This is a genomic window from Sphingopyxis sp. FD7, assembly GCF_003609835.1.
Classification (GTDB): Bacteria; Pseudomonadota; Alphaproteobacteria; order Sphingomonadales; family Sphingomonadaceae; genus Sphingopyxis.
This window is the reverse complement of record NZ_AP017898.1, coordinates 235,370-261,899: the sequence shown is the minus strand read 5'-3', so window position 1 is coordinate 261,899 and position 26,530 is coordinate 235,370. Positions and strand designations below refer to the sequence as shown.

General features: G+C 65.9%; 20 protein-coding genes. 4 read left to right on the top strand and 16 right to left on the bottom strand.

Features of this window, described 5'->3' with window-relative positions; genetic code table 11:
* Positions 1 to 48: 48 nt before the first annotated feature.
* From SPYCA_RS01190 to SPYCA_RS01140, 11 genes are all read right to left on the bottom strand, one after another.
* A complete protein-coding gene (locus SPYCA_RS01190; RefSeq protein ID WP_172594950.1) occupies positions 49 to 2,865 on the bottom strand; it encodes a TonB-dependent receptor in 2,817 nt (938 codons plus the stop codon).
* A 197-nt stretch (positions 2,866 to 3,062) separates the two neighbouring features.
* A complete protein-coding gene (locus tag SPYCA_RS01185) occupies positions 3,063 to 4,427 on the bottom strand; it encodes a DUF389 domain-containing protein (RefSeq protein WP_120218644.1) in 1,365 nt (454 codons plus the stop codon).
* Positions 4,428 to 4,438: 11 nt separating this feature from the next.
* A complete protein-coding gene (locus SPYCA_RS01180) occupies positions 4,439 to 5,368 on the bottom strand; it encodes an electron transfer flavoprotein subunit alpha/FixB family protein (RefSeq protein ID WP_120218643.1) in 930 nt (309 codons plus the stop codon).
* Positions 5,369 to 5,479: 111 nt separating this feature from the next.
* Positions 5,480 to 6,229 carry an electron transfer flavoprotein subunit beta/FixA family protein gene (locus tag SPYCA_RS01175; RefSeq protein WP_120218642.1) on the bottom strand — a complete coding sequence of 250 codons (750 nt, stop codon included), beginning with the start codon at positions 6,227 to 6,229 and terminating at the stop codon, positions 5,480 to 5,482.
* 235 nt (positions 6,230 to 6,464) lie between these two features.
* Positions 6,465 to 7,673, bottom strand: a complete 1,209-nt coding sequence (gene sucC / locus SPYCA_RS01170; protein ID WP_120218641.1) for an ADP-forming succinate--CoA ligase subunit beta — start codon at positions 7,671 to 7,673, stop codon at positions 6,465 to 6,467.
* Positions 7,674 to 7,823: 150 nt separating this feature from the next.
* Positions 7,824 to 8,135 carry a hypothetical protein gene (locus tag SPYCA_RS01165; protein WP_120218640.1) on the bottom strand — a complete coding sequence of 104 codons (312 nt, stop codon included), beginning with the start codon at positions 8,133 to 8,135 and terminating at the stop codon, positions 7,824 to 7,826.
* Positions 8,136 to 8,142: 7 nt separating this feature from the next.
* The gene (gene bla, locus SPYCA_RS01160; RefSeq protein WP_120218639.1) at positions 8,143 to 9,315 is read right to left on the bottom strand and encodes a class A beta-lactamase; all 1,173 of its coding nucleotides are present in this window, start codon (positions 9,313 to 9,315) and stop codon (positions 8,143 to 8,145) included.
* Positions 9,316 to 9,458: 143 nt separating this feature from the next.
* Positions 9,459 to 10,145 carry a peptide-methionine (S)-S-oxide reductase MsrA gene (gene msrA, locus SPYCA_RS01155; RefSeq protein ID WP_172594949.1) on the bottom strand — a complete coding sequence of 229 codons (687 nt, stop codon included), beginning with the start codon at positions 10,143 to 10,145 and terminating at the stop codon, positions 9,459 to 9,461.
* Positions 10,146 to 10,556: 411 nt separating this feature from the next.
* Entirely contained in the window at positions 10,557 to 11,768 is a 1,212-nt protein-coding gene (locus SPYCA_RS01150) for a pyridoxal phosphate-dependent aminotransferase (RefSeq protein ID WP_120218638.1), read from the bottom strand.
* 114 nt (positions 11,769 to 11,882) lie between these two features.
* Positions 11,883 to 13,721 (bottom strand): aminodeoxychorismate synthase component I, encoded by a 1,839-nt coding sequence (pabB, locus tag SPYCA_RS01145; RefSeq protein WP_172594948.1) that lies wholly within the window; start codon positions 13,719 to 13,721, stop codon positions 11,883 to 11,885.
* Positions 13,722 to 13,757: 36 nt separating this feature from the next.
* A complete protein-coding gene (locus tag SPYCA_RS01140) occupies positions 13,758 to 14,288 on the bottom strand; it encodes a hypothetical protein (RefSeq protein ID WP_120218637.1) in 531 nt (176 codons plus the stop codon).
* A 130-nt stretch (positions 14,289 to 14,418) separates the two neighbouring features.
* Between SPYCA_RS01140 and SPYCA_RS01135 the strand changes: the two genes are divergently transcribed.
* Positions 14,419 to 16,083 (top strand): long-chain-fatty-acid--CoA ligase, encoded by a 1,665-nt coding sequence (locus SPYCA_RS01135; RefSeq protein WP_120218636.1) that lies wholly within the window; start codon positions 14,419 to 14,421, stop codon positions 16,081 to 16,083.
* Between the two features lie 148 nt (positions 16,084 to 16,231).
* Here SPYCA_RS01135 and clpA read toward each other — a convergent pair whose 3' ends face one another.
* From clpA to SPYCA_RS01120, 3 genes are all read right to left on the bottom strand, one after another.
* The gene (gene clpA / locus SPYCA_RS01130) at positions 16,232 to 18,571 is read right to left on the bottom strand and encodes an ATP-dependent Clp protease ATP-binding subunit ClpA (RefSeq protein ID WP_120218635.1); all 2,340 of its coding nucleotides are present in this window, start codon (positions 18,569 to 18,571) and stop codon (positions 16,232 to 16,234) included.
* A gap of 165 nt (positions 18,572 to 18,736) precedes the next feature.
* Entirely contained in the window at positions 18,737 to 20,218 is a 1,482-nt protein-coding gene (locus tag SPYCA_RS01125; protein ID WP_120218634.1) for an AMP nucleosidase, read from the bottom strand.
* A gap of 86 nt (positions 20,219 to 20,304) precedes the next feature.
* Positions 20,305 to 20,787 carry a peroxiredoxin gene (locus SPYCA_RS01120; protein ID WP_120218633.1) on the bottom strand — a complete coding sequence of 161 codons (483 nt, stop codon included), beginning with the start codon at positions 20,785 to 20,787 and terminating at the stop codon, positions 20,305 to 20,307.
* Between the two features lie 308 nt (positions 20,788 to 21,095).
* Here SPYCA_RS01120 and SPYCA_RS01115 point away from each other — a divergent pair, with 308 nt between their 5' ends.
* A complete protein-coding gene (locus SPYCA_RS01115) occupies positions 21,096 to 21,659 on the top strand; it encodes a YqgE/AlgH family protein (protein WP_120218632.1) in 564 nt (187 codons plus the stop codon).
* 54 nt (positions 21,660 to 21,713) lie between these two features.
* On the opposite strand, the gene SPYCA_RS01110 is transcribed toward SPYCA_RS01115, so the two are convergent.
* Complete coding sequence (locus SPYCA_RS01110) at positions 21,714 to 22,112, bottom strand: hypothetical protein (protein ID WP_120218631.1); 399 nt, start codon at positions 22,110 to 22,112, stop codon at positions 21,714 to 21,716.
* A gap of 402 nt (positions 22,113 to 22,514) precedes the next feature.
* Here SPYCA_RS01110 and ahcY point away from each other — a divergent pair, with 402 nt between their 5' ends.
* A complete protein-coding gene (gene ahcY, locus SPYCA_RS01105; protein WP_120218630.1) occupies positions 22,515 to 23,933 on the top strand; it encodes an adenosylhomocysteinase in 1,419 nt (472 codons plus the stop codon).
* Here ahcY and SPYCA_RS19655 read toward each other — a convergent pair.
* On the bottom strand, positions 23,927 to 24,058 hold the full coding sequence (locus SPYCA_RS19655; RefSeq protein WP_269462434.1) for a hypothetical protein: 132 nt from the start codon (positions 24,056 to 24,058) through the stop codon (positions 23,927 to 23,929). The two genes, ahcY and SPYCA_RS19655, sit on opposite strands and share 7 nt — an antisense overlap.
* An 82-nt stretch (positions 24,059 to 24,140) precedes the next feature.
* Between SPYCA_RS19655 and SPYCA_RS01100 the strand changes: the two genes are divergently transcribed.
* Positions 24,141 to 26,504, top strand: coding sequence for a sensor histidine kinase (locus tag SPYCA_RS01100; protein ID WP_120218629.1), 2,364 nt, complete (start codon positions 24,141 to 24,143; stop codon positions 26,502 to 26,504).
* Positions 26,505 to 26,530 lie beyond the last annotated feature (26 nt).

Below are 26,530 nucleotides of genomic sequence, written 5' to 3'. Positions count from 1 at the left end.
AACTGGATGATGGGGGCGGCAGGACATCGCCGCCCCCATCGGGAAGGATCAGAATTTGAAGGTCGCGCCCGCGAGGAAGCGGCGGCCGTAAATCTGATAATCGATCACCGCGCGCGCATCGCGCGGATCGTCGGTGACGAAGGGTTCGTCGGTCAGATTCTGACCCTGAACAAAGATCGACAGGCCTTCGAGCGCGCTGCCCGGCTGGAAGTCATAGCCGATCTGCGCGTCGATGATCGTCTCCGGCCGCGCGCGGCGGCGCACACGATTGCCGCCGAAGCCCGACAGTTCGCCAACGAAGCTCGACCGGTAACGTGCGCTGGCGCGCGCGTTGAAGCCCCATTTTTCAAAGAAGATGGTGCCGTTCGCGACCCATTTGGAATAGCCGGGGATGTCCTCGGCCGGCGCGCCGGGGGTCGGCGCGATCTTCGTCTTGGTATAGGAAGCGCCGCCCGTTACGCCGAAGCCGTCGAGCGCGCCGACCAGTTCGCCGAAGGGCAGCGTGCCCGCGACTTCGGCGCCATAAAGCTCGCCGCCCTCGCCGTTGATCGGCGCGTTCACGGTGCCCATGTAATTGACGATGATCGGGTTGCCGTTCGCGTCATTGCCCACGGGCGCGATCGGGTAGCCGGTGAAGTCGAACGGAATGTCCTGATTATAGATATAGCTCTTCAGATCCTTGTAGAAGAGCTGGAGCGCCAGATAGCCCTTCGACCCGAAATATTTCTCGAAGGTCAGGTCGACGGCGTTGGCGCGCCAGGGACGCAGATCCGGATTGCCCGCTCCGCCGCGCACGACCGCGCACAGGCGGCCGGGGGGACAGGTCATGCCGCCCGGATCGCCCACCGTCGTCCCATAGCTCAGCGAGGCGCGCATGTCGTCGAGCCGCGGGCGGATGATCTCGCGCGCCGCGCTGAAGCGGATCACGAAATCGCTCGCCGTGCGCAGCGACAGGTTCAGGCTGGGCAGCACGTCGACATAGTCGCTGCTGCGACGCTGCGGAATGCCCTGGATATTGGGCGATTCGTTGGGGTTGGTGCCGATGAAGGACGCACTCGCGCCGTTCGAATTCTGGTCGGTGAAGATGGCCTGCACGCCGATGTTGCCGGTCAGCAGCGACGACCCCATTTCGTGGTCGATGTTCGCCTGAACATAGGTCGTCATCAATTTTTCGCTGACGTCATAGGCCTTTACGACCACGTCGCCATAGGGGTTCGGCACCAGCTGATAGAGACCAGCGGCAAGCAGGTCGCGCGGGTCGTAGCTGATGACCGGACCGAGCCCGAGATATTCGAGGTTGGTGGTGCCCAGGCGGAACTGTTCGGGCACCGGCACGCTGGTCAGCCCGTCGGTATTGGCGACAAGCCCGACAAAGGCTTCGTCGGGAACGAGGCTCTTCGAGCGGTCGGTGTAGTTGACGCCGAACTGGACCGAGCGGAAAAAGCCTTCGAGCTCGCGTTCGACTTCGACGCGATATTGCCACAGCTCGTCCTCGATGATGCGGTTGTTGTAATAGCCGTCCTGACCGCCAAGGATACGGCGACCGTCGACGCTCGTCTGGTCGCCGCCCCAGCCGAGCGGGCTGGTGAGCTGGATGAGACCATAATCGCCATAGTTGAGCGTCGGGCTGAACACGGTGCCGTTGCGGTCGCTGCGGAAACCGATGGTGTCGACCGCGCCCACGCCGCCGCCGCGACCGGTGCCGGCGTTGCTTTCAAAGATCAGCTCGTTGCGGTCGGTCTTCGACAGGCTGATGTCGGCGGTGACATTCCAGCCGTCGTCGCCTTCCCAGCGGTTGTTCCAGCCAAAGCTGTAGAGCTTGGCCTTGCGTTCGAACACGTCGTTGCGCACGACGCCCTCGACATTGGTGAACGTGCCCGCGCGGGCAAAGACGAACTCGCCGCTGTCGTCGATGTCGGTGACATTGACCCCGGCGCCGCCGAAGGCGAGCGGCAATTCGATCCCGCGCTTGATCTGGTCATCCTTGAAGTCGGAATAAAAGGCATCGAGCGTCGAGGTGAAATTGGGGTGCGGCTGCCACTGGAGCGTGCCCTGAAGGCCGAGGCGCGTGAGCTGGGTCGAGGTAGCATAGCTTTTCGACCCGCCGATCACCACCGGGCTGGCGGCGGTGCCATTGCCCGCATAGCCCCAGGCGTTGAACTCCTGGATCTGATAGGGTTCGTCGACATAGCTCGCCGACAGCGCGACACCCAATGTATCGTTCGCAAACTGGTCGACGAACACGCCGTTGACGCGATAACCATATTTTTTCGACCCCGCATTGAGCTTGCCGAGGTCGGCGAGGCTGCCGCGCGCGCCGATCGAGATGACGCGCTTGCCATATTCGAGCGGGCGGATGGTGCGCAGGTCGACGGTGCCCGAAAGCCCCTGCCCGACGATCGACGCCATCGGCGTCTTGTAGACGAGCACCTGGTTGATCACTTCGCTGGGATATTGGTCATATTCGACGGCGCGATTGTCCCCCGTCGAGGTCTGTTCGCGGCCGTTGAGCAAAGTCGTCGAAAAGTCGGGCGCGAAGCCGCGGATCGAGATCGAGTTCGACCGGCCGGAGACGCGCTGCGACGTCAGGCCCGGCAGGCGCGCGATCGATTCGGCGATCGAGGCGTCGGGCAGCTTGCCGATATCTTCGGCCGAAATCGATTCGACGATCTGGTCGCGCTCCTTCTTCGCGCCGACGGCGCTTTCGAGGCTGGCGCGGAAGCCCGAAACGACGATCTCCTCGTCGGCGCCCGCTTCGGCGGGATCGGCGTCCTGCGCCATCGCGGCAACAGGCAGGATGGCGGTCAAGGCAAGGCCCATCGCGATGGCGCTGGCGCCGCGACGAAGGCTGGTCGGCATGGTCATAAAAGGCTCCCCTGGCACAGACGGGCGGTGACGACCGCGTGTCGGACCGGGGACGCGAATGTCCTTGAGGCTCCTCTCCGACGCGTGGGCTTTCCCATCTTGAGCCTCGCAATTGAAACCAATCGCGCCGGACCGCCATAGGGTATACGTATACGCAAAGAAGGCGGCCCGCGGACGCGGGGCTGCCCGCAGGCTGTCTATGGCGCTTCCGGCGCGGGTTGCGCCGCGCTTGGATCGGGCGCCTCGGCGGCGGTCAGGTCGCCGTTCTGGACAAGCCAGCGCGGATGCATGGCCTGCACCGCGGCCATGATGCGGTCGACCGCGGCGGCGACCTGTTCGCCCTCGGCCTCGCGGTCGCGCTGGACGACGACGCGGCGCGCCTGCGCGTCGATCAGCACGCGGTCGCGGCGCACGAGTTCGCCGACGGTGAGGCCAGCGAGAATCGCGCGCGCATCCTCCTCGCGTTGTTCGAGCGTCGCGAGACGGCGGTTGAGCTGTTCCTCCACCTGCACCGCGGCGTTGGTCTGTTGCCGGAGCTGGACGATGCTGACACGCGCGTCGCGGTCGAGCGCCTTGCGGATGCGCGCCGCAAGTTCACTGTCGAGTTTGGCGGCATAGCGATCGACGAGCACCACGCCGTCGACCGCCACGGCGTCGCGTTCCATGCGCACATTCATGCTGTCGACGCGGTCGCTTTCGTCGAGCAGGCTCCGCAATTCGGCCTGCACCACCGAGCGCGCGCGCACCTCGCCGGCCAGATTGTTGAGCGTGAGCGCAAGCGGGATCGACAATATGCCCAGCGTGACGACGATCCCCGCCACCTGCATTGCCGTATGTTGCGGCGTCAGCGACGGGCCGAAACGGTTGAACCGCGCCACCGTCGTCGCGGCAAAGGCGATGGCGAGCGTGTTGGTGAGGAACAGCAGCGCCGCGCCGACGGCAAAGTCGAAACGCCCCGTCGCGAGGCCAAAGCCGATCGTCGAGAGCGGCGGCACCAGCGCCGTCGCGATCGCCACGCCGACCATCACCCCCGACAGCTTGCGCATGATCGCATAGACGCCCGCGATGCCGCCGACGACCGCGACGCCCAGGTCGAGCAAGGTCGGCTGGGTCCGCGCGCGCAGTTCGGGGGTGACGTCGCGGATCGGCGACAGCCAGATGATGAACATCGCGACAAGGATCGCGACCGCCATGCCCGCCGCCATCGTTACCAGCGAGCGTTTGATGAGGTTGCTTTCGAGCGTCGCGAGGCCGAAGCCGATGCCCATGATCGGGCCGAGCAGCGGCGACACGAGCATCGCGCCGATCACGACGGCGGCCGAGCTTTGCAACAGCCCGAGCGTCGCGATCGCCGCCGACAGCGTGATCAGCAGCAGGAACTTCTTGTTGAGCCGCGCATCGCGCGCGACGCTGGCCAGCACCAGCGCGCGGCCGTGATCGTCGCCGACGCCATTGTCGTCGTCATCGACCTCGCGGCCGGCCCCCGGGCGTGCCGAACGGCGACCACCGGCGTTGAACGGTGCATCGCCGAGGCCCGGCACGCCAGGATGATGGCCGGCCATGGCGCGGCGCGTCAGATCTTGGCCGTAAGCTCGGGCACCGCGCTGAACAGGTCAGCGACAAGGCCGAGGTCGGCGACCTGAAAGATCGGCGCGTCCTCATCCTTGTTGATCGCGACGATGGTTTTCGAGTCCTTCATGCCCGCAAGATGCTGAATTGCGCCCGAAATGCCAATGGCAAAATAGACCTCCGGCGCGACGATCTTGCCGGTCTGGCCGACCTGGTAATCGTTGGGGACATAGCCCGCGTCGACCGCGGCGCGGCTGGCGCCGAGCGCGGCGCCGAGCTTGTCGGCGAGCGGCACGATGACCTCTTCATATTTCTCGCTCGACCCCAGCGCGCGGCCGCCGGAGACGATCACCTTGGCCGAAGTGAGTTCGGGGCGCTCCGACTTGGCGATTTCGGCGCCGACAAAGCTCGAGATACCCGCGTCGCTGCCCGCCGAAACGGCTTCGACCGCGCCCGAACCGCCCGACGTCGCCGCCTTTTCAAACGCGGTGCCGCGCACGGTCAGGACCAGCTTCGCGTCGCTCGATTCGACGGTTGCGATGGCGTTGCCGGCATAGATGGGGCGGGTGAAGCTCTTGGGCCCCTCGACCGAAAGAATGTCCGAAATCTGCATGACGTCGAGCAGCGCGGCGACACGCGGCGCGATATTCTTGCCGGTCGTGGTGGCGGGCGCGACGAAGGCGTCGTGGCTCGCCATCAGCTCGGCGACGAGCGGCGCGACATTTTCGGGCAGGTTGTGCGCGAAGGCGGCGTTGTCGGCGACATGGACCTTGCCCACACCCGCGATTTCCGACGCGGCCTTGGCGACGCCGTCGACGCCCTCGCCCGCGACGAGCAGGTGGACTTCGCCGAGCTTCGATGCGGCGGTCACCGCGGCGAGCGTGGCATCCTTGACGGCGCTGCCGTCATGTTCGACCCAAACCAGAGTTTTCATAACCTTGATCCTTTATCCCTTGCCGTTCGCATCGAGCGAAGTCGAGATGCCCCTCGACCTTGCGCTTTCCCGATGGGTGTCTCGACTTCGCTCGACACGAACGGGGGTAGATTAGCTGTGGACGCCCATGGCTTTCAGCTTGGCGACCAGTTCATCGACGTCGGCGACCTTGACACCGGCCGAGCGGACGGGCGGTTCGGAAACCCTGAGCGTCTTGACGCGCGGCGTGGTGTCGACGCCGTAATCGGCGGGGGTCCTGGTATCGAGCGGCTTCGACTTCGCCTTCATGATGTTCGGCAAGCTGGCGTAGCGCGGCTCGTTCAGGCGCAGGTCGGTGGTGACGATCGCGGGAAGCTTGAGCTTCACCGTCTCGAGCCCGCCGTCGACTTCGCGCGTCACGCTGACATGGTCGCCCTCGACGTTCACGGCGCTGGCAAAGGTGCCCTGCGCCCAGCCGGTCAAGGCTGCGAGCATCTGGCCGGTCTGGTTGTTGTCGCCGTCGATCGCCTGCTTGCCGAGGATGACCAGGCCGGGGGTTTCGGCGTCGGCGATGGCTTTGAGGATCTTGGCGATCGCGAGCGGCTCGACCTCGTCGTCGGTCTGGACGAGGATCGCGCGGTCGGCGCCCATCGCGAGCGCGGTGCGCAGCGTTTCCTGCGCCTTCGCCGGGCCGACGCTGACCGCGACGATCTCGGTCGCGACGCCCTTTTCCTTGAGGCGAATCGCTTCTTCGACCGCGATCTCGTCGAACGGGTTCATCGACATTTTCACATTGGCGAGGTCGACGCCCGTGCCGTCGGCCTTCACCCGCGGCTTGACGTTGTAATCGAGCACCCGCTTCACGGGGACGAGGATTTTCATGGGCTCAAAGCTCCTCTCAAGCAAATTGTGCACTGCGCCATAATTGGCGTTTACGTAAACGTCAACCAGCAGTCCCACCTCTCCCGCAGGCGGGAGAGGCAGCGAGACTTGCGGGCTTGTCCCGCTAGTCGCAGCGGAGTGGGCACATGCGACGCCGCAGGCCCACACCAAGTCGACTAGGCAGCAAGCTGCCAAGTCTTCCTATCCTCTCCCGCCTGCGGGAGAGGAGTTATTATCACGCCGCCTTGGCGACCTCCGCCACAATCTTCTTCGCCGCGTCGCCCAGGTCGTTGGCCGCGACGATCGGCAGGCCCGAACCCGCGAGGATGTCCTTGCCCTGCTGGACGTTCGTGCCTTCGAGGCGGACGACGAGCGGGACCGAAAGATTCACTTCCTTCGCCGCGGCGACGATGCCCTCGGCGATGATGTCGCACTTCATGATGCCGCCGAAGATGTTGACGAGAATGCCCTCGACCGCCGGGTCTTTCAGGATGATCTTGAACGCCGCCGTCACCTTTTCCTTCGACGCGCCGCCGCCGACGTCGAGGAAGTTGGCGGGGAAAGCGCCATTGAGCTTGATGATGTCCATCGTCGCCATCGCGAGGCCCGCGCCGTTCACCATGCAGCCGATGTTGCCGTCGAGCTTGATGTAGGCGAGGTCATATTCCGACGCCTCGACCTCGGCCGGGTCTTCTTCGGTGAGGTCGCGCAGCTCGGCAATATCCTTGTGGCGGAACATCGCATTGCCGTCGAATCCGAGCTTGGCGTCGAGGACGAGCAGTTCGTCGCCGTTCGCGCCTTCGCAGACGGCGAGCGGGTTGATCTCGATCTGCTCGGCGTCGGTCGCGAGGAAGGCGTTGTAGAGGCCGGTCAGCACCTTCGCCGCCTGTTTGGCGAGGTCGCCTTCGAGTTCCAGCGCCGCGGCGACGCTGCGGCCGTGGTGCGGCATCAGTCCCGTCGCGGGGTCGATGGTGATCGTGTGGATCTTGTCGGGCGTGTTGTGCGCGACGGTTTCGATGTCCATCCCCCCCTCGGTCGAGGCGACGACGGCAATGCGGCTCGACGCGCGATCGACGAGCAGCGCGAGATAATATTCCTTTTTGATGTCGGCGCCGTCGGTGATGTAGAGCCGGTTGACCTGCTTGCCGGCTTCACCGGTCTGGATCGTCACCAGCGTGTTGCCGAGCATTTCCTTCGCATGGCTCTCGACTTCCTCGATGCTCTTGGCGAGGCGCACGCCGCCCTTGGCGTCGGGGCCGAGCTCCTTGAACTTGCCCTTGCCGCGGCCGCCCGCGTGGATCTGCGACTTCACCACATAGAGCGGGCCGGGGAGCTGCTTCGCCGCCGCGACGGCTTCCTCGACGCTCATCGCGGCGATGCCCTTGGGCACGGCGACGCCAAATTTCGCGAGCAGTTCTTTCGCCTGATATTCGTGAATGTTCATGAGGTCTGCCGGGCCTTTCGACTCTGTGACGAGGGAGAAGTTTGGCGCCGCATAAGCCAAGTTGCGCGGCAAGGCTACCCCTGCCGCGCCAAGAGATTCTTTCGCGGGAAACCGGTCATCTTTCCATCCCGTGATCCCGGCGACAACGGGCTACCGCATCGCACAGATCGCGGCCGAACTGGTCGACACCGCCAATATCTCCGGATCCTTGAGCGCGCGTACCTTGTGCAGGAACTGCGACAGCGACAGGTCGGCGATATGCTTGTCCCTGAGGCTGCCGAGCGCGGCAAGGCGGCGGAGCTGGGGCAGCGACAGCCGGTCGACCATGCGTTCGGCCATGCACGCCGACATCGCTTTCGACAGTCCGGCATTGTTGAGCCCCGTGCGCAACCGCGCTTCGGGCGTCGCACAGGCCGACAGGAGACATGCCAGTGCGGCGACCGGCAGCATGGCGCTTTTCATGGCCGCGTCATTTGCCGTGATATTCGGCGACGGCGCGCGACACCGCCTGCATCAATTCCATGCGCGCGGGCACCGGTGCGCTCGTGTCACCGAGCAGCACGACGATGGCATAGCGCGTTCCATCCGGGGCGGTGGCGATGCCGATGTCGTTGTAACCCGCGGTCGCGCCCTTGTAATCCTGTCCCGTGCCCGTCTTGTGCAGGAACTTCCAGTCGGGGGGCAGTCCGGCCTTCAGGCGCCGCGGGCCGCTCTTGGTCCGGCTCATCACCCCCAGCAGATATTCGGTCGATTCGGGCGACAGCAGCGCGCCGCGCGCGAGCCGCGTCAGCGCGTTCGCGATCGCCGCCGGGCTGGCGCCATCGGGCGGATTGGCGAGATAGGCGTTGCGCGCCGCGCGCCGCGTCGCATCGGGCAGCGCGGCGCGCGCCTGTTGAAAGGCGCGCCCGACCGAATAGGCCTGCTGCCACTTCAGCCCCGCGGTCCCCGCCTGGAGCAGCCGCTCGCCGGGACCGAAGCGAATCGCGCCCAGATCCTTCTTTGCAATGAAACGACGCACCGCGTCGGGGCCGCCAACGGTACGCAGCAGACTGTCGTTTGCGGTATTGTCGCTCTGCGTGATCGCAATTTCGATGAGTTCGCGGACGCTCATCGTCACCGACCCTTCGGCGCGGACGCGCGATGCGATCGGCTGATAGAAAAGCGTCAGATCTTCCGGCCCGATACGAACGCGCTGATCGAGCGTCAACCGCCCCTGATCGACCGCGTCGAGCACGGCCAGCGCCACCCACAGCTTCGAGACGCTCTGCTGCGGAAACAGCTCGCCGCCGCGATGCGACAAGGTCCATTCGCCGTCGATCCGCTGCACGGCGATTCCCGTCTTGCCCGGAAAGGCGCGCCACAAGGCATGGATACGATCCTGCAATCCGGCGGGGGCGCGGCGAAAGCCGGGATCGAGCGGTCCGGCGGGGCGCGGCATGGCCGACGGAACCGGCTGGCCGATCGGCACCGTCACCGACCCGGACGGCCCGCGCACTGCCTGCGGCGGCGATTGCGGCTGCTGCGGGGCCGGCGCCTGCGCGCGCGGTAGCGGGATGACCGCGGCGCTGCTGACGCAGCCGGCGAGCACCGCGGCGCTCATCGTCATCGCGAGGAGCGGCCTGCCGGAAAACTCAATCTTCATTCGAACCCCGCGCACGCGACCTGTCTATGTCCCCGACCCCTTTGGTTGCTCCGTTGGTCGCGCAGCGATCCGCGCCGGACCAGCGATTTGCGACGAACGATTCTTTCGCCGCGACCAATTGTGGAACCATGGGGGTCGGCGCGTCAAGGCGCGGGCGTCGCGCGCACCCTGTCGGGAAAGAGCCGTTTGAACGCCGCCAGCTTGGGCGCATCCCAGCGGACGATATATGGGTTGCGCGGATGGCGGCGCATGAAATCCTGATGGTTCGGCTCGGCCCGATAGAAGCGCTTGTAGCGCTCGATCGGCACGATCACCGGCCTCGCGAAATATCCGCCACGGTCGATCTGCGCCAGATAGGCGGTCGCGACCTGGCGCTGCATCGCATCGAGCGGGACGATCGCGGCGCGATATTGCGAACCGACGTCGGGGCCCTGCCGGTCCTTGAGCGTCGGGTCGGCGATCACCGAAAAGAGGATGCGCAGGAGGGTGCCATAGCTGACCTGCGAGGGATCATAGACGATGCGCACCGCCTCGGCGTGGCCCGATGTGCCGTCGTGCGTCAGCTCGTATCGCGCGGTCGCGGCGCTGCCGCCATGATAGCCCGATTCGACCGAGATCACGCCCTTCACATGCGCAAAGACGCCCTCGACGCCCCAGAAGCATCCGCCCGCGAGCACCGCGGTCGCGCGCTTCGCGGGCACGGCGGGATCGGTCAGCGCGGCGGGGAGCTTGACGACATTTTCGGCCTGCGCGGGCGCGCATTGCGCGAGCAGCGCCGCCGATGCGAGCGCCATGAGCGCGCGCAGCAGCGGGCGGCCGCGCCGCGGCATTATGCGGGAATTGGCAGCGCCGGCTGGCTCAGCACGATATAGGTCGCGCCGATCGCAAAGCCGGCGAGCATGGTCAGAAACCAGTCGGAGCGGAGCATGGAGAGCATGGGAGCCTCGTGTCATTATATCTGTTTCGCGGCCGTGGCCGCCCTGGTTACACCGACGATATGACGCGCCCCGATCATCCGTGCAGTGAGTGGAATCACTGTAGCCGCGATCGCTTACCATCCGGTGAACCGGGCGCTTAATCGTCGTTCAGGTCCAGATAGGTCCAGGCCGCGCGACTTCAAGACCGGTCGGTATAAAATTATCTTGCACATTTCTCGTCATCCCGGCGAAGGCCGGGATCTCGCCGGTGCGTCAGGCCGACAGGGTGAGATCCCGGCCTTCGCCGGGATGACAAAAAGGGCTTCAGCTAAGCGCGGCGCACGCCTGCTGGATGCGCACGCACGCTTCCTTCAGCACTGTTTCAGACGTCGCATAGGAAACGCGGAACGCCGGCGACAGGCCGAAGGCCGCGCCATGCACCGCGGCGACGCGCGCCGAATCGAGGAAATAGTCGATCAGCGCCTCGTCGCTGTCGATCAGCTGGCCCGACGGGGTTGTCTTGCCCATGCAGCCCGAAGCGTCGGGATAGACGTAAAAGGCGCCGTCGGGGACGGGGCAGCTCAGCCCCGGCGCGTCGTTGAGCATCGCGACGACCATGTCGCGGCGCTTGCGGAACGCGGCGTTGCGATCGTCGAGGAACTGCTGCGGCCCGCCGAGCGCGGCGGCGGCGGCGGCCTGCGCGATCGAGCAGGGGTTCGAGGTCGACTGCGACTGAAGCTTGCCCATCGCCTTGATGAGCCAGGCCGGGCCGCCCGCATAGCCGATGCGCCAGCCGGTCATCGCATAGGCCTTGGAACAGCCATTCACCGTGAGAATACGGTCGATCAGGTCGGGACAACGCTGCGCGATCGTCGCAAAGGCGAAATCGGCGTACCAGACATGCTCGTACATGTCGTCGGTCATCACCATGACGTGCGGATGGCGCCGGATCACCTCGCCGATCGCGTCGAGTTCCTCCGGTGAATAGGCGGCGCCCGACGGGTTCGATGGCGAGTTGAAGATCACCCAGCGCGTCCTGGGGGTGATCGCGGCGTCGAGCTGTTCGGGCGTGATCTTGTAATGCTGGGCCGCCGACGCAGCGACAAAGACGGGCGTGCCGCCCGCAAAGGCGACGATGTCGGGATAGCTTACCCAATAGGGCGCGGGAATGATGACCTCGTCGCCCTTGTCCACCGTCGCGACAAGCGCGTTGAACAAAGTGTGCTTGCCGCCGACATTGACGCTGATCTGGTCGAGCCCATAGTCGAGGTCATTGTCGCGGCGGAACTTGCCGCGGATCGCTTCCTTGAGCGCCACCGTGCCGTCGACAAGCGTATATTTGGTCTGTCCCGCGCGGATCGCCTCGATCGCCGCTTCCTTGACGAAATCGGGCGTGTCGAAATCGGGCTCGCCCGCCGACAGGCCGATGACATCGACGCCGTCGGCCTTCAGCTTCGCGACGCGCGCGGTCATCGCGAGCGTGGCGGAAGGCTGGATGCGCCCGAGGGCGGCGGAGATATGCGGCTTCAGCGACATGGAGAGGTCTTCCTTCGCGAGCGGACTGACGGGAAATTGCGCGCGGCCGCGCCTAAAGCCTCCGTTCGCAAATCGCAAGGCGGCGGCGCGATAATTTCCTATGCGTTGCGCGATTCAGCGGTTCGCATCGTCGGCAGGCGCGGCGAGCCGCGCCGGCACCAGCCCGCGCAGGCTGTTGCCGAGGAAAAAGCCGTCCGACAGGTCGGCAAGGCGCAAATGCGATTCGACCGCGCGCCCCTTGTCGATGAGTTCGCCGCGCAGCACGCCGGGAAGCAGTCCGAGCGCGAGCGGCGGGGTGAGCAGCACACCGTCGCGTTCGACGAAAATGTTGCTCCAGCTCCCTTCGGTCACAAAGCCCGGCTCGTCGACGAAGACGACTTCGGCGGCGCCGCTGTCCTGCCGCGCGATGTCATAGGGCGCGCGCAGGCTCGTCTTGTGCGCCACGCGGAAATCGCCCGGCCGCATCGGCGCCGGGCGCACCGCCACGGACACCGGCAACTCGGAGAGGCGCGGCAGCGGCGACACCTCGACCGCGAGCGCGCCCGACGGCGCAAGCCGCATCCGCACCCGCGCTGTGCTGCGCAGGCGGAAGGTCGCCGATTGCAGGCTGTTGCGCGCGCCGTGGCGATCGAAGGAAAAGCCGAGCGCCGCCGCGCTCGCCTTCATCCGCGCCAGATGCCCCTCAAGGCGCTGGATCCCGTCCACGGGATCGAAAAACATCGTTTCAATGAGGTCGAAGCTCTCGCCCGCTGCGCCCACAAATTCCCCCTTGGCCAGACATTCGCGCCATTCCTCGCCCGGCACGCTGTCGGCGACGATTCCCGATCCCAGGCCCAGCGTGGCGCATGACGCCGCGTCCTGCAACCCGCCTTGCGCGTCGGCAGGCGGAAAGACGAGCGTGCGGATCGCGACGTTGAACGCGGCATCGCCATCCGGCTCGATGAAGCCGATCGACCCCGTGTAGAGACCGCGCGGCTCGGCCTCCAGCGCGTCGATGATTTCCATCGCGCGCACCTTGGGCGCGCCGGTTATCGACCCGCAGGGAAAGGCGGCGCGCAGCACGTCGACGGCCCCGGCACCCGCGGGCAGGCGCGCGCTGACGTCGGACACAAGCTGGTGGATGGTGGGGAAGCTTTCGACGCGAAACAGATCGGGCACCGCGACCGACCCCGGTTCCGCAACGCGCGACAGATCATTGCGGATGAGATCGACGATCATCAGATTTTCGGCGCGCTGCTTGGGGTCGTCGGCGAGCGCGCGCGCCGCCGCTGCATCGGCCGCTGCATCGGCGTGCCGGGCCGCGGTCCCCTTCATCGGCCGCGCGATCACCTCATGGCCGCGCAGCGCAAAGAAGAGTTCGGGCGAAAGCGACGCGATCGCCTGTTCGCCCGTCCAGATAAAGCCGCCATATCCTGCACGCGCCGTTCGCCGCAGCCGCGCATAAACGGCGAGCGGGTCGCCCGCCACCGGCACGTCGGCGCGGAAGGTCAGGTTCGCCTGATAGATGTCGCCCGCACGGATAAAGGCGAGCACCGCCTCGACCGCGGCGAGATAGTCGGCGCGCGCGATCCGCGGCGCAACCCGGCCGACCCACGCCGATGCCGGATCGGGCAGCAGCCGCTCGACCTCGCTGGCGTCTATTCGCCGCACTTCGGCGAACAGGCCGAACCAGCCCAGCGGCATGGTCCCGGCCGCGCCGCCAACCGCGCCGCGCCAGGCGGGCGCGAGCCCCTTCCCCGCCTCATAGGTAAGGAAGCCCGCGGCGTGGAGGCCGCGTGCCACCGCTGTTTCCAGCTTCGCAAGCAGCGCGGGCACGTCGGCGGCCGTTGCCGCGGTCAGCACCTCGACCGGATCGACGAACAGCCGCGCCGACGCCGCTCCGTCGGCGCGCGCGTCGTCGAGCAGCACGAAGGGCCGGCTATCCGGCCCCGGAAAGGCTATCCTGTGCGCCATCCCGCCCCGCGTGCATCGCGCCCTGTCCGGCTGCAATCAGCGGTCGCGCTTCATGCGGATCGTGCGGCCGCCGTCGATCGTCGCGAAATAGCTGCCCATGCTCGCGGTCTTGATCTTCACTTTCTGCCCCGGCCTGGGTTGACGCGGCAGCCGTGTGGTGTCGATCTGCGTCCACACCGCATCGTCGTCCATCACCAGCGTGTACAGGCCCGACCGGTTCATGCTGACCGCGCGGATCGTGGTTTCGATCTCCCTGATCTCATCCTCGTCGCCGCCGAACAGGCCGCCGAGTTTGGGAAAGGAAAAGCCGAACAGGCCGCGGCGCGCCTTGCGCGCGGTTTCGCGGTCGGTGAAGGTGATCTCGCGCGCCGCATCGGCCGCGGCGAGTTCGCCGACCTCGCGGTCGAAGCAGGCGAGCCGCTGGGCGGCGTCGGCGATGTCGCGACAGGCATAGAGTTCGCGAATCTGCGCCGGCGCCACGGGCGACTCCTTGTCCCGGGCAGCCGTCGGCGCGGCGAGCGCAAAGGCAATGAGCAAAGTCGGAACGGCGAAACGCGATAGCGGCATGGCAAGGCCCCTGAGAAAGACGATCTGTGCTGCCTAGCCTCCCCCGCGGCGCGCGGCAAGCAAGCGCGGTTGCCAATCGCGTCCTGCTGACCTTAGTGTAAGAAAACACTCGAGAGGATCGCCACCCCCCATGGACAGCCCTTTTTCCTGGTCGACCGAATATCATCACCCCACCGACTGGGACCAGAGCTTCGCGCCGCTGTCGCTGCCCGACATGCTCGCGGCGAGCGTGGCGCGAAGGGGCGATGCGCCGATGCTCGACTTCATGGGGCGGCAGTTCGGCTATGCCGAGGTTGCACGCGGCGCCGCGCGCGTCGCGCGCGGGCTTCAGCAGCTGGGGCTGGGCAAGGGCAGCCGCGTCGGCCTCTTCCTTCCCAATGTGCCCCATTATGTCGCGGCCTATTATGGCGCGCTGATGGCGGGCGCGACGGTCGTGAACTTCTCGCCGCTCTACACCGTCGCCGAGCTGGAAGCGCAGGTCGAGGATTCAGGCACCGATACGCTGTTCACGCTGAGCGCCGCGGCATTGTTGCCGACGGCGCTGAAAGTGCTCGACGGATCGAGCCTCAAGCGGCTGATCGTCGGGTCGGTCGCGGGCGGCCTGCCGCGAACCAAGTCGCTGCTTTATCGCCTGTTCAAGCGCCGCGAGGTCGCGCCGCTGCCCGGCGATCGGCGCGTCATCCGCTTCTCGGCGCTCACCGACAATGACGGGCGGCCCGAGCCGGTCGCCATTGATCCCGAAAAAGACATCGCGCTGATCCAATATACCGGCGGCACGACGGGGACGCCGAAAGGCGCAAAGCTGACGCATCAGAACCTCACCGCCAACGCGCGGCAGGTGAATGCGATCGACCCCGACCATGACGCGGAGGATCGCATTCTCGGCGTCCTCCCCTTCTTCCACGTCTTTGCCAACACCTGCGTGCTCAACCGCACGGTGCTCAACGGCGGGTCGATCACCATGCTGCCGCGTTTCGACGCCAAACAGGCGCTGGCGGCGATTGGCCGGACAAAGACGACGGCGCTCCCCGGCGTGCCGACCATGTATCAGGCGCTGCTCGACCATCCCGACCTCGCGCGCACCGATTTTTCCTCGCTGCGCGTGTGCATCTCGGGCGGCGCGCCGATGCCCGCCGAGCTGCGCGAGAAGTTTGTCGCGGCAACGGGCGCATCGCTGGTCGAAGGCTATGGCCTCACCGAAAGCTCGGGGGTCGTCGCGACCAACCCCTATGACGGCCCGGTCCGGCCCGGCACGATCGGCCAGCCGCTTCCCGCGACGCACATTCGCCTGCTCGACAAGGAAGATCCGTCGAAAGACGCTCCCGACGGCGAGCCCGGCGAGCTGGCCGTGAAAGGCCCGCAGGTCATGCAGGGCTATTGGAACCGCCCCGATGCCGACAAGGACAGCTTCACCGCCGACGGCTGGCTGCGCACCGGCGATGTCGCGGTGATCGAGGAGGGCGGCTATATCCGCATCGTCGACCGGCTGAAGGACATGATCGCGGTCGGCGGCTTCAAAGTCTATCCGAGCGTGATCGAGGCGCATCTCTATGAGCACCCCGCGGTCAAGGAAGCAATCGTGCTCGGTGTGCCCGACGCCTATCGCGGCGAGGCGCCCAAGGCCTTCGTGACGCTGGAGGAGGGTTTCGAGGTGACGGGCGAGGCGCTCGCCGCCTGGCTCAACCCACAGCTCGGCAAACATGAACGGGTGATCGCGGTCGAGGTGCGGGACACGCTGCCCAAGACGATGATCGGCAAGCTCGATCGCAAGGCGCTCAGGGCCGAGGCGGGGTAAGCGCCCGGCGCCGACAGTCATCATTCAGTGCGCACCCGCGCAGGCGGGTGCCCATCTCCCGTCTGAGCAAGGTTGAAGCAACCGGTGCTGGGGCCCCGCCTTCGCGGGGACACACGGATTGTTTTCGGTCCTCTCGAAAAGGCGCGCGCTATTCGACGGTCTTTTCGGGCTTCGCCTTCGCCTTGCCCCTGGCGCCCTTGGGCGCCGCGGGCGTGATTTCAAAGGCCAGCGGATTGCCGACATGGGCATCCTCGCCGGTCTTCATCTTCACCTTGACCTCGCCGCCGTGGACCAGCTTGCCGAACAAGAGTTCCTCCGCAAGCGGCTGCTTGATCTTTTCCTGGATCAACCGGCCCATCGGACGCGCGCCATAGAGCTTGTCGTAGCCCTTGCCGGTCAGCCATTCGCGCGCCGCATCGTCGAGCTGGATATGGACATTGCGGTCGGCGAGCTGCAATTCGAGTTCGAGGATGAACTTGTCCACCACGCGCGCGACGACCTCGGGCGGCAGATAGCCGAAGGGCACGATCGCATCGAGGCGGTTGCGGAACTCGGGAGTGAACATGCGCTTCACCGCCTCTTCCTGCGCATCCTCGCGCGTCTGCTGACCGAAGCCGATCGACTCGCGCGCCATGTCGCTCGCGCCCGCATTGGTGGTCATAATGAGGATGACGTTGCGGAAATCGACCGTCTTGCCGTGATGGTCGGTCAAACGGCCATTATCCATCACCTGAAGCAGGATGTTGAACAGGTCGGGATGCGCCTTTTCGATCTCGTCGAGCAGCAGCACGCAATGCGGATTCTGATCGATCGCGTCGGTGAGCAGCCCGCCCTGATCGTAACCGACATAGCCCGGAGGCGCACCAATCAGGCGCGAGACGCTGTGGCGCTCCATATATTCCGACATGTCGAAACGCTGGAGCGGGATGCCCATGATCGACGCGAGCTGCTTCGCCACTTCGGTCTTGCCGACCCCGGTGGGACCGCTGAACAGATAATTGCCGATCGGCTTTTCGGGATCGCGCAGGCCCGCGCGCGACAGCTTGATCGCCGACGACAGCACCTCGATCGCCGTGTTCTGGCCGAAAACGACGCGCTTCAGATCGGTCTCGAGGCTCGCGAGCACCGCCTTGTCGTCGGTCGAGACCGACTTGGGCGGGATACGCGCCATCGTCGCGATCACGGCCTCGATCTCCTTCGCGGTGATCGTCTTCTTGCGCTTCGACGGGGCGACGAGCATCTGCATCGCGCCGACCTCGTCGATCACGTCGATCGCCTTGTCGGGCAGCTTGCGGTCGTTGATGTAGCGCGCCGAGAGGTCGACGGCGGCGTTGATCGCATCGGGCGTGTAGCGCACCTGATGGTGCGCCTCGAACGCACTGCGCAGCCCCGCGAGGATCTTCTTGGTGTCCTCAAGGCTCGGCTCGATCACGTCGATCTTCTGGAAGCGGCGAAGCAGCGCGCGGTCCTTTTCGAAATGGTTGCGGAACTCCTTGTAGGTCGTCGAACCGATGCAGCGGATCACGCCGCCCGACAAAGCCGGCTTCAGGAGGTTCGACGCATCCATCGCGCCGCCCGACGTCGCGCCCGCGCCGATGACGGTGTGGATCTCGTCGATAAACAGGATTGCGTGGGGCAATGCTTCGAGTTCGGTCACGACCTGTTTCAGCCGCTCCTCAAAATCGCCGCGATAGCGCGTGCCCGCGAGCAGCGCACCCATGTCGAGCGAATATATGACCGCGGGCAGCAGCACTTCGGGCACGTCGCCCTCGACGATCTTGCGCGCGAGCCCTTCGGCGATCGCGGTCTTGCCGACGCCGGGATCGCCGACGTAGAGCGGGTTGTTCTTGCTGCGGCGACAGAGGATCTGGATCGTGCGATCGACCTCGGCGCTGCGGCCGATCAGCGGGTCGACCTTGCCCGTCTTCGCCTTTTCGTTGAGGTTGACGGTGAACTGGTCGAGCGCGGTTTCCTTCTTGTTCTTGCCGCCGCTGTCCTTGTCCTTCGCCTCCTCCTTTTCCTCGGGTTCGGCCTGCGCGGCGGGCTTGCCGCCCTTGCCGACGCCGTGGCTCAAATAGGAGACGGCGTCGAGGCGCGTCAGATCCTGCTGCTGAAGGAAATAGACGGCATAGCTTTCGCGTTCGGAGAAGAGCGCGACGAGGACGTTGGCGCCCGTCACCTCATCCTTGCCCGACGACTGGACGTGCAGGATCGCGCGCTGGACGACGCGCTGGAAACCGCTCGTCGGCGAAGGGTCGCTGTGCCCCTCGACCTTCAAACTGTCGAGTTCGGTGTCGAGATAATGAACGACGGCCGATTGCAGGTCGCCGAGCGCGACGCCGCACGCGCGCATCACTTCGGCGGCATGATCGTCGTCGATCAGCGCGAAGAGCAGATGTTCGAGCGTCGCATATTCATGGTGACGCTCCGAAGCGGCCTTCAGCGCGTTGTGCAGGGTCTTTTCGAGGCTCTCCGAAAAGGACGGCATGGGTCTATCTCCTTGCGGGGACCAGGCCGGGGAGAGCGGCCCCCTTGGGAATACAAGGTGGCGATGCCGTCGCCGCACCGCAAGGGAAAAGCGGCAGCGCATGTGAAATTACGATGACAGGCTTGCTTTATGGTTAACGGAACGACGGTTCATTGCCCCCGCCGCTCATCTGAACGGCGGCTCGTTGAACGCGCGCAATTTGCGACTGTGCAGCTTGGCGCCTTCGTCGCGCATCGTTTCGCACGCGCGGATGCCGATCTGGAGATGCGCGGCGATCGCTTCCTCGTAAAAGCGGTTCGCCTGTCCGGGCAGCTTGAGCTCGCCGTGGAGCGGCTTGTCGCTAACGCACAGCAAGGTGCCATAGGGCACGCGGAAGCGATAGCCCTGCGCGGCGATGGTGGCGCTTTCCATGTCGATGCCGATCGCGCGCGACTGCGAAAAGCGCAGCGCCGAGTCGGTGTAGCGCAATTCCCAGTTGCGGTCGTCGGTGGTGACGACGGTGCCCGTGCGCATCCGCTTCTTGAGGTCGGCGCCGCTGGTTCCCGACACGCTTTCGGCGGCGCTCGCCAGCGCCTGCTGCACTTCGGCGATCGGCGGGATAGGGATTTCGGGCGGCAGCACGCCGTCGAGGATATGATCGTCGCGCAGATAGGCGTGCGCGAGCACATAGTCGCCGATCCGCTGGCTGGGACGCAGCCCGCCGCAGTGGCCGATCATCAGCCAGGCTTCGGGCCGCAGCACGGCGAGATGGTCGCAGATCGTCTTGGCGTTCGACGGGCCGACGCCGATGTTGACGAGCGTGATGCCGCCGCCATCGGGCGCGATCAAATGATAGGCGGGCATCTGGTGCCGCCGCCACGCGCTGTCGGCGACGAGCGCGCTCGCATTCACCCCCGGCTGGTCGACATAGAGCCCCGCGGCGCCCGCGAGCGCGGTATAGCGCCCCTGCCCCACCTGCGCGCCCGCCCAGGCGACGAATTCGTCGACATAGCGATGATAGTTGGTGAAGAGGATATAGCGCTGGAAATGCTCGGGCGCGGTGCCGGTATAGTGGCGCAGGCGTGCGAGACTGAAATCGGTGCGCAGCGCATCGAATAGCGCGAGCGGTTGCGGCTCGGTCGGATCGAGCCCGAACAGCCCGTCGGCGAGTTCGTCGCCGATATCGGCGAGTTCGGTCGTCGGAAAATGGCGTGCGAGTTCGAGCGGGGTGACCCCGCCCATGTCGGACCCGTCGCTGGCATCGAGCACATAGGGAAAGGGAATCTGTTGCCCCGTCCGCGTCACCTCGATCTCGACGTCATAATGGCGCGCGAGCAGCATCAGCTGTTCGCGCAGATAATCGGCAAACAGGTCGGGGCGCGTCACCGTGGTGACGAATGTGCCCGCGCGCTCGAAGCGGCCGAAGGAGAGATTATGCCCCGCCTGCCCCTCGCGCTGCTCGCCCGTCGTCGTCAGGCGGATCGCCGGATAGTCGAACAGCCCCGTCGCCGCGGCGTCGGCGGGCGGCAGGCTGCGATCGCGGACATAGGCGGCGATGGCGGATTTGAGGTTGGCGACCGACGCGCGGAACGCGGTTTGAAGCTCGGCGATGATGGCGTCGACGCGCGCGGCGGGATCGGCGGTTTCTTGCGATGATCTGGATGTCATCGCGACGCTGTTGCACGAAATTGTGACAAAAGGGAAGAGGGCAGCCCGATCCTCCCCATGGCTTCGCCACAGGGAGGATTTGGGTTTTACAGCTGTTCCAGCATATGATCGGCGCTCGACACCTTGAACTCGCCGGGCGCTTCGACGTTCAGCTGTTCGACGACGCCGTCGTTGACGATCATCGAGAAACGCTGGCCGCGCTTGCCCATGCCAAAGGCGGTGCCGTCCATCGTCAGGCCCACGGCTTCGGCAAAGGCGCCGTTGCCGTCGGCGAGCATCGTCACGGCGTCACCGGCATTGGCGCTCTTGCTCCATGCCCCCATCACAAAGGCGTCGTTGACCGCCGTGCAGGCGATTTCGTCGACGCCCTTCGCTTTCAGCTCGTCCGCCTTTTCGACGAATCCGGGCAGATGCTTCGCCGAGCAGGTCGGGGTGAAGGCGCCGGGGACCGAGAAAAGCGCGACCTTGCGGCCCTTGAAATAATCGGCGCTGCTGACCTGTTCGGGACCATTTTCGGTCACCTTCACAAAGGTGGCGTCGGGCAGCTTGTCGCCGGGCTGGATCGTCATCGTGGCATCCTTTTCGCTCGAGGGGATTCGGGTCGGCGAGACATTGGGGCGAGCGGCGCACGAGTCAAGGATGGTGGGGGTGCGGCAAGGGAATTTGGACGGAACGTCTGGTTTCGGCCGATTGCTGACCTCAACTCTATCGTCATCCCGGCGAAGGCCGGGATCTCGCCGGTGCGGTAAACCGATAGGGCGAGATCCCGGCCTTCGCCGGGATGACGGATATGAGAACGTCCGCTCTCCACCCCAACGCTGACACCCACGCCCCAAAGCTACTGGACCGCCCTGCCCCCACGCGGCATGATGGCGTCATGGAAACCGCCCCCGCCTGGTTCACCGGCCAGCTGCTGCTTGCGCTGCCCGGGATCGGCGATCCCCGCTTCGAACATTCGGTGATCGCGATGATCAGCCATGACCAGGACGGGGCGATGGGGATCGGCATTGCCGACCCGATCGAAGGGATGACCGTCGGCGCGGTGCTCGACCAACTCGGAATCGCGCATCAGGCGCCACTCGACCAGCCGGTTTTTCTGGGTGGTCCGGTCGAACCGTCGCGCGGTTTCGTCCTCCACAGCCGCGACTGGGGCGGCGAAGGCGCGGTGCAGGTCGCCGATCGCTGGATGGTGTCGAGTTCGCACGACATATTGCGCGCGATCGGCGAGGATCGCGGCCCTTCGCGCTGGCTCGTCGCGCTGGGCTATGCGGGATGGTCGCCGGGGCAGCTGGAGGGCGAAATGGTGCGCCACGGCTGGCACGTCACGCCGGGCAGCGACCGCTTGTTGTTCGACACGCCGCCCGCCAAACGATGGCAGGCGGCGTTTGCCGAGGCGGGAGTGGACGCCCGCCTGCTGACAACCGAGGGCGGCGAGGCTTGAGGCTTCGCACTGCGTCGGCAGCGGCCCCCGCCTGCGCGGGGGCGACGATGTTTGTTACCGCGCGAGCGCGAGCAGCGGCCGACCCTGTTCCAGATTGGCGAGCGCCATCCGCGCCGCCCAGCGCGAATCGACATAGCGACCGCTCGCCAGTTCGACATCGTAGCGGATCGGACTGCCGATCGCCGCGTCATAGGCGGCGGCGGCCTCGGCGGTGCGGCCCAGCCGGGCATAGGCAGTGCCAAGATTGATGAGGCGCGACGGATCGCGCTTGTCGAGCGTGGATTCGCCGGTCAGCTTGTCGACTGCGGCCTGATTTTCGCCGGCCTTCAGCTCGGCATAGGCAACCGGCAGCACCTGCGAATCGGTTTGCGGCGCGGTGACGACCACGATTGATTGCGCCGCGGCCGGGCTTGCGAAAGCCAGCGCGATCAGCGGCGGCAGGATTTTTTTCATCTCGACTATCTCCCCAAAAACTTTCGCTGATTTTCTCGCGCAGGACATGAAAAGTCAATGTTTTCGGTCGCTTGTAACACTGTTGTCATAATAGCGAATTATGCTCATCGCTAGGCGCATTATAAGTCAATATTTTCAGAATCTTGGACTTTACGACTCCGTGTCACAAAAGTGCGGCGCGGACTGTCACAATTGCGGCCGGAATAATTTTTTTACGCGCGGCCTTCCTGTCGCGCGCCGATTCGCGTGCCCGGCGTCCATCGCCGGGCGGTGCCGGGCTTGCGATATAAAGAAAAGTTTATATTTGATCAGCGGCGCGCTTTCGGCTAGAGCGCGCAAGAAAATTACACGGTTTTCGTGGCCGCTCGCCTGCGGTCGTTCAGCCAATATGGAGAATCCCCCGTGGCCACTCTCGCCGCCGACACCCGCGATTATGTGATTGCCGACATCGGACTTGCCGATTTCGGGCGCAAGGAAATCGACATCGCCGAAACCGAAATGCCGGGCCTGATGGCGCTGCGCGCCGAATATGGCGCGGCGCAGCCGCTGAAGGGTGCGCGCATCACCGGATCGCTGCACATGACGATCCAGACCGCGGTGCTGATCGAGACGCTCACCGCGCTTGGCGCCGAAGTGCGCTGGGCCACCTGCAACATCTTTTCCACACAGGATCATGCCGCCGCCGCGATCGCCGCGTCGGGCGTGCCCGTGTTCGCGGTGAAAGGGGAAAGCCTCGCCGACTATTGGGATTATGTCGGCCGCATCTTCGACTGGGAAAAGGACGGCGACGGCCAGACCGCGAACCTGATTCTCGACGACGGCGGCGACGCGACAATGTTCGCGCTGTGGGGCGCAAAGCTCGAAGCCGGCGAGACGATGCCCGCGCCCGAAAATGAGGAAGAGGTCGAGATGCAGCGTGCGCTCAAAGCGTTCATCGCCGCCAGGCCGGGCTATCTCACACGGACGGTCAAGGCGATCAAGGGCGTGTCGGAAGAAACGACCACCGGCGTCCACCGCCTCTATCACATCGCCAGGAAGGGCGAGCTGCCCTTCCCCGCGATCAACGTCAACGACAGCGTCACCAAGTCGAAGTTCGACAATCTTTACGGCTGCAAGGAATCGCTGGTCGACGCGATCCGCCGCGGCACCGACGTGATGCTCGCGGGCAAGGTCGCGACCGTCGCCGGCTTCGGCGACGTCGGCAAGGGCAGCGCGCAGAGCCTCCGCAACGGTGGCGCGCGCGTGCTCGTCACCGAAATCGACCCGATCTGCGCGTTGCAGGCGGCGATGGAGGGTTTCGAGGTCGTGACGATGGACGAGGCCGTCAAACGCTCGGACATCTTCGTCACCGCGACGGGCAACGCCGACGTCATCACCGCCGAACATATGGCGGCGATGAAGAATATGGCGATCGTCTGCAACATCGGCCATTTCGACAGCGAGATCCAGATCGCGGCGCTCGCCAATTACAAATGGACCGAAGTGAAGCCGCAGGTCGACCTGGTCGAGTTTCCCGACGGCAAGCAGATCATCATCCTGTCAAAGGGCCGCCTGGTGAACCTGGGCAACGCGACGGGCCATCCGAGTTTCGTGATGTCGGCGAGCTTCACCAACCAGACGCTCGCGCAGATCGAACTGTGGACCCGCAGCGATCAGTACAAGAATGACGTCTATGTCCTGCCCAAGCATCTCGACGAAAAGGTCGCCGCGCTCCACCTCGAAAAGCTGGGCGTAAAGCTCACCCGGCTGACGCAGAAACAGGCCGACTATATCGGCGTGCCGGTCGAAGGCCCGTTCAAGCCCGACCATTACCGCTATTGATTCCATTCCGTCATCCCGGCGAAGGCGGGGATGACGATGGTGGGCGGAGACTTGGTCTCTTCGATCAGAAAAACCTTGGACGGCGCGCCCATCGGATGATGCGGCGCGCCGATCCGCGACGACATCCGATTGAAACATGACTCCATCGCCTTTAGGGCTGGCGATCATGCGTGCAGCGAAGCCGGATAAGCAAGGATATAAGGCGGGATGAGCGGTACGCTTTCCCCGACGCTGCTCTTCGCCCTCGGCCTGTTCGCGGCGCTGTGGTTGCTCGCCGGATTGTGGGCGACTTTGCGCGGGATTGCGATGCAGCGGCGCTCGGCGTTCGTCGCCGGGCAGGCCGAACGGCTTGCGAGTCTGGTCGAAGCGTCGCCACAGCTTCCGGTGATCGTTCGCGCCGACTGGCGGATCGAGGCGAGCGAACGACTGGGTCGCTGGCTGGGGCTCGAACGCGGCCCGCGCAATTTCGACGAACTGCGCGGGATCGGCAACGGGCTCGACGCGGCAAGTCACGACATGCTGCGCCAGGCGATCCTCGGCGCACAGCGCGGCGCAAAGCCCTTTCAGCTCAGCCTGAAACCCGAAGGCAGCCATCGCACGATCATCGTCCAGGGCGCCGCAGCGCCGCAGGCGGTCGGCGGGGCCGGCAGCGTGCTCCTGTGGCTCAGCGACGCGACCGAGGGACAGCAGGCGCTCGCCCATGCCCGCGCCGAACGCGACGAGGCGCTGGCGGCGTTCGAGGCCTTGTCGGGGCTGATCGAGGCGGCGCCCTTCCCCATGTGGTTCCGGGACACCGACCTGCAGCTCGCGCTCGTCAACGCCGCCTATGTCCGCGCGGTCGAGGCGAAGAGCGCCGCCGCGGTGATCGACGGCGGGATCGAGCTGTGCGAAACGGTCGCGGGGGTGAGCGCGACCGACGCCGCCGACGCCGCGCGCGCAGCGGGGGCCGCGCAGATGCGCACCATCCCGGTGACGATCGAGGGCGAGCGGCGGATCATGCGCGTCGTCGATGTGCCGCTGACCCCCGAGGGTGGGCGCATGATCGGCATTGCGGGCTATGCGATCGACATTCAGGAACTGGAAAGCGAGCGCGGCGCGCACCGCCGCTTCGTCGATACGCAGCGCGACCTGCTCGACCGGCTGTCGGCCGCGGTCGCGCAATTCGGCCCCGATCAGGGCCTCGCCTTCGCCAACCTGCCCTTTCGCCGCCTGTTCGGACTCGAGACGGAAGATGTGGCGGAAGCGCGGCCGTTCGCGCGACTGCTCGACGCATGGCGCGAGCGCGGCCGGACGCCCGAGGTGCGCGACTATCCCGAATGGCGGCAGGCGCATGTCGACTGGTTTGCGCGGGCCGAGGCAAGCGAGGAGGACTGGCGCCTGCGCGACGGCACCCACCTGCACGTCGTCGCGCAGCCGACCCCCGACGGCGGACTGCTGCTGATCGCCGAGGACAAGACCGAGCAGGTCCAGCTCGCGGGCGCGCGCGATACGCTGCTGCGCGTGCGCACCGCCACCTTCGACAATCTGTTCGAAGCGGTCGCGGTCTTTGCCCCGGATGGCCGCCTCCACCTCTGGAACCAGCGCTTCCGCCGTCTGTGGGGTGTCGATGAACCGACGCTTGCGGCGCACCCCCGCGTCGATGTGCTGATGGGCGGTCTCGCCGACCGGCTCGCCAAACCGAACCAGATCAGCATCGTTCAGGAAGTGATCCGCGCCGCGACGCTCGAACGCCAGCAGCGCGTCGGCGAGATCCGCTTTGCCGACGGGCGCCATTTCGACTTCGCGTCGATCCCGCTGCCCGACGGCAATGCGCTGCTTATCATGCTGGACATCACCGCGAGCCGGAAGATGGAAGGCGCGCTGCGCGAACGCAACGAGGCACTGGAAGCGGCCGACAAGGCCAAGACCGCTTTCCTGTCGCGGATGAGTTACGAACTGCGCACGCCGCTGACCTCGATCGGGGGTTTCGGCGAGATGTTGCAGGCGGGCTATGCGGGCAAGCTCGACGACCAGCAGCGCGCCTATGTCGATGCGATCATGGATTCGGTCGCCGTGCTCGGCCGCCAGATCGACAATGTGCTCGACCTCGCGCAAGGCGAGGCGGGGACGCTGGCGATCGAGCGCGCGCCGGTCGACGTCCGCGCGCTGCTCGACAAGGCGCTGCAGGCCACACGCCCCTTCGCCGACGCCGAGAAGGTCGAGCTGGTGGGCAACATCGCCGCCGACCTTGGCGTCATCGAAGGCGACGCGCCGCGGCTCGCGCGCCTCGTCGCCGGGTTGCTCGACAATGCGGTGCGCTTCACCGCGCCGGCGCGCAAATCGGGCGGCCGCGTGCTGCTGCACGCCGACGGCGACAAGCGCGGGATCGACATCATCGTCTCCGACAACGGCCCCGGAATGCCCGAAACCGCCGCCGCGGTCGCCAGGGGACAGCAGGCGGGCACCGACACCGGCGGCATCGGCCTCGCCCTCGCGCGCCAGCTCGTCGCGGCGCATGGCGGGACGATGGAAGTGGTGAGCGAGGCGGGACAGGGCACGCTGGTGCGCGTCAGCCTGCCGCGCGGGGCGTGACGATGGACGATTCGCGCAGAGGCGCA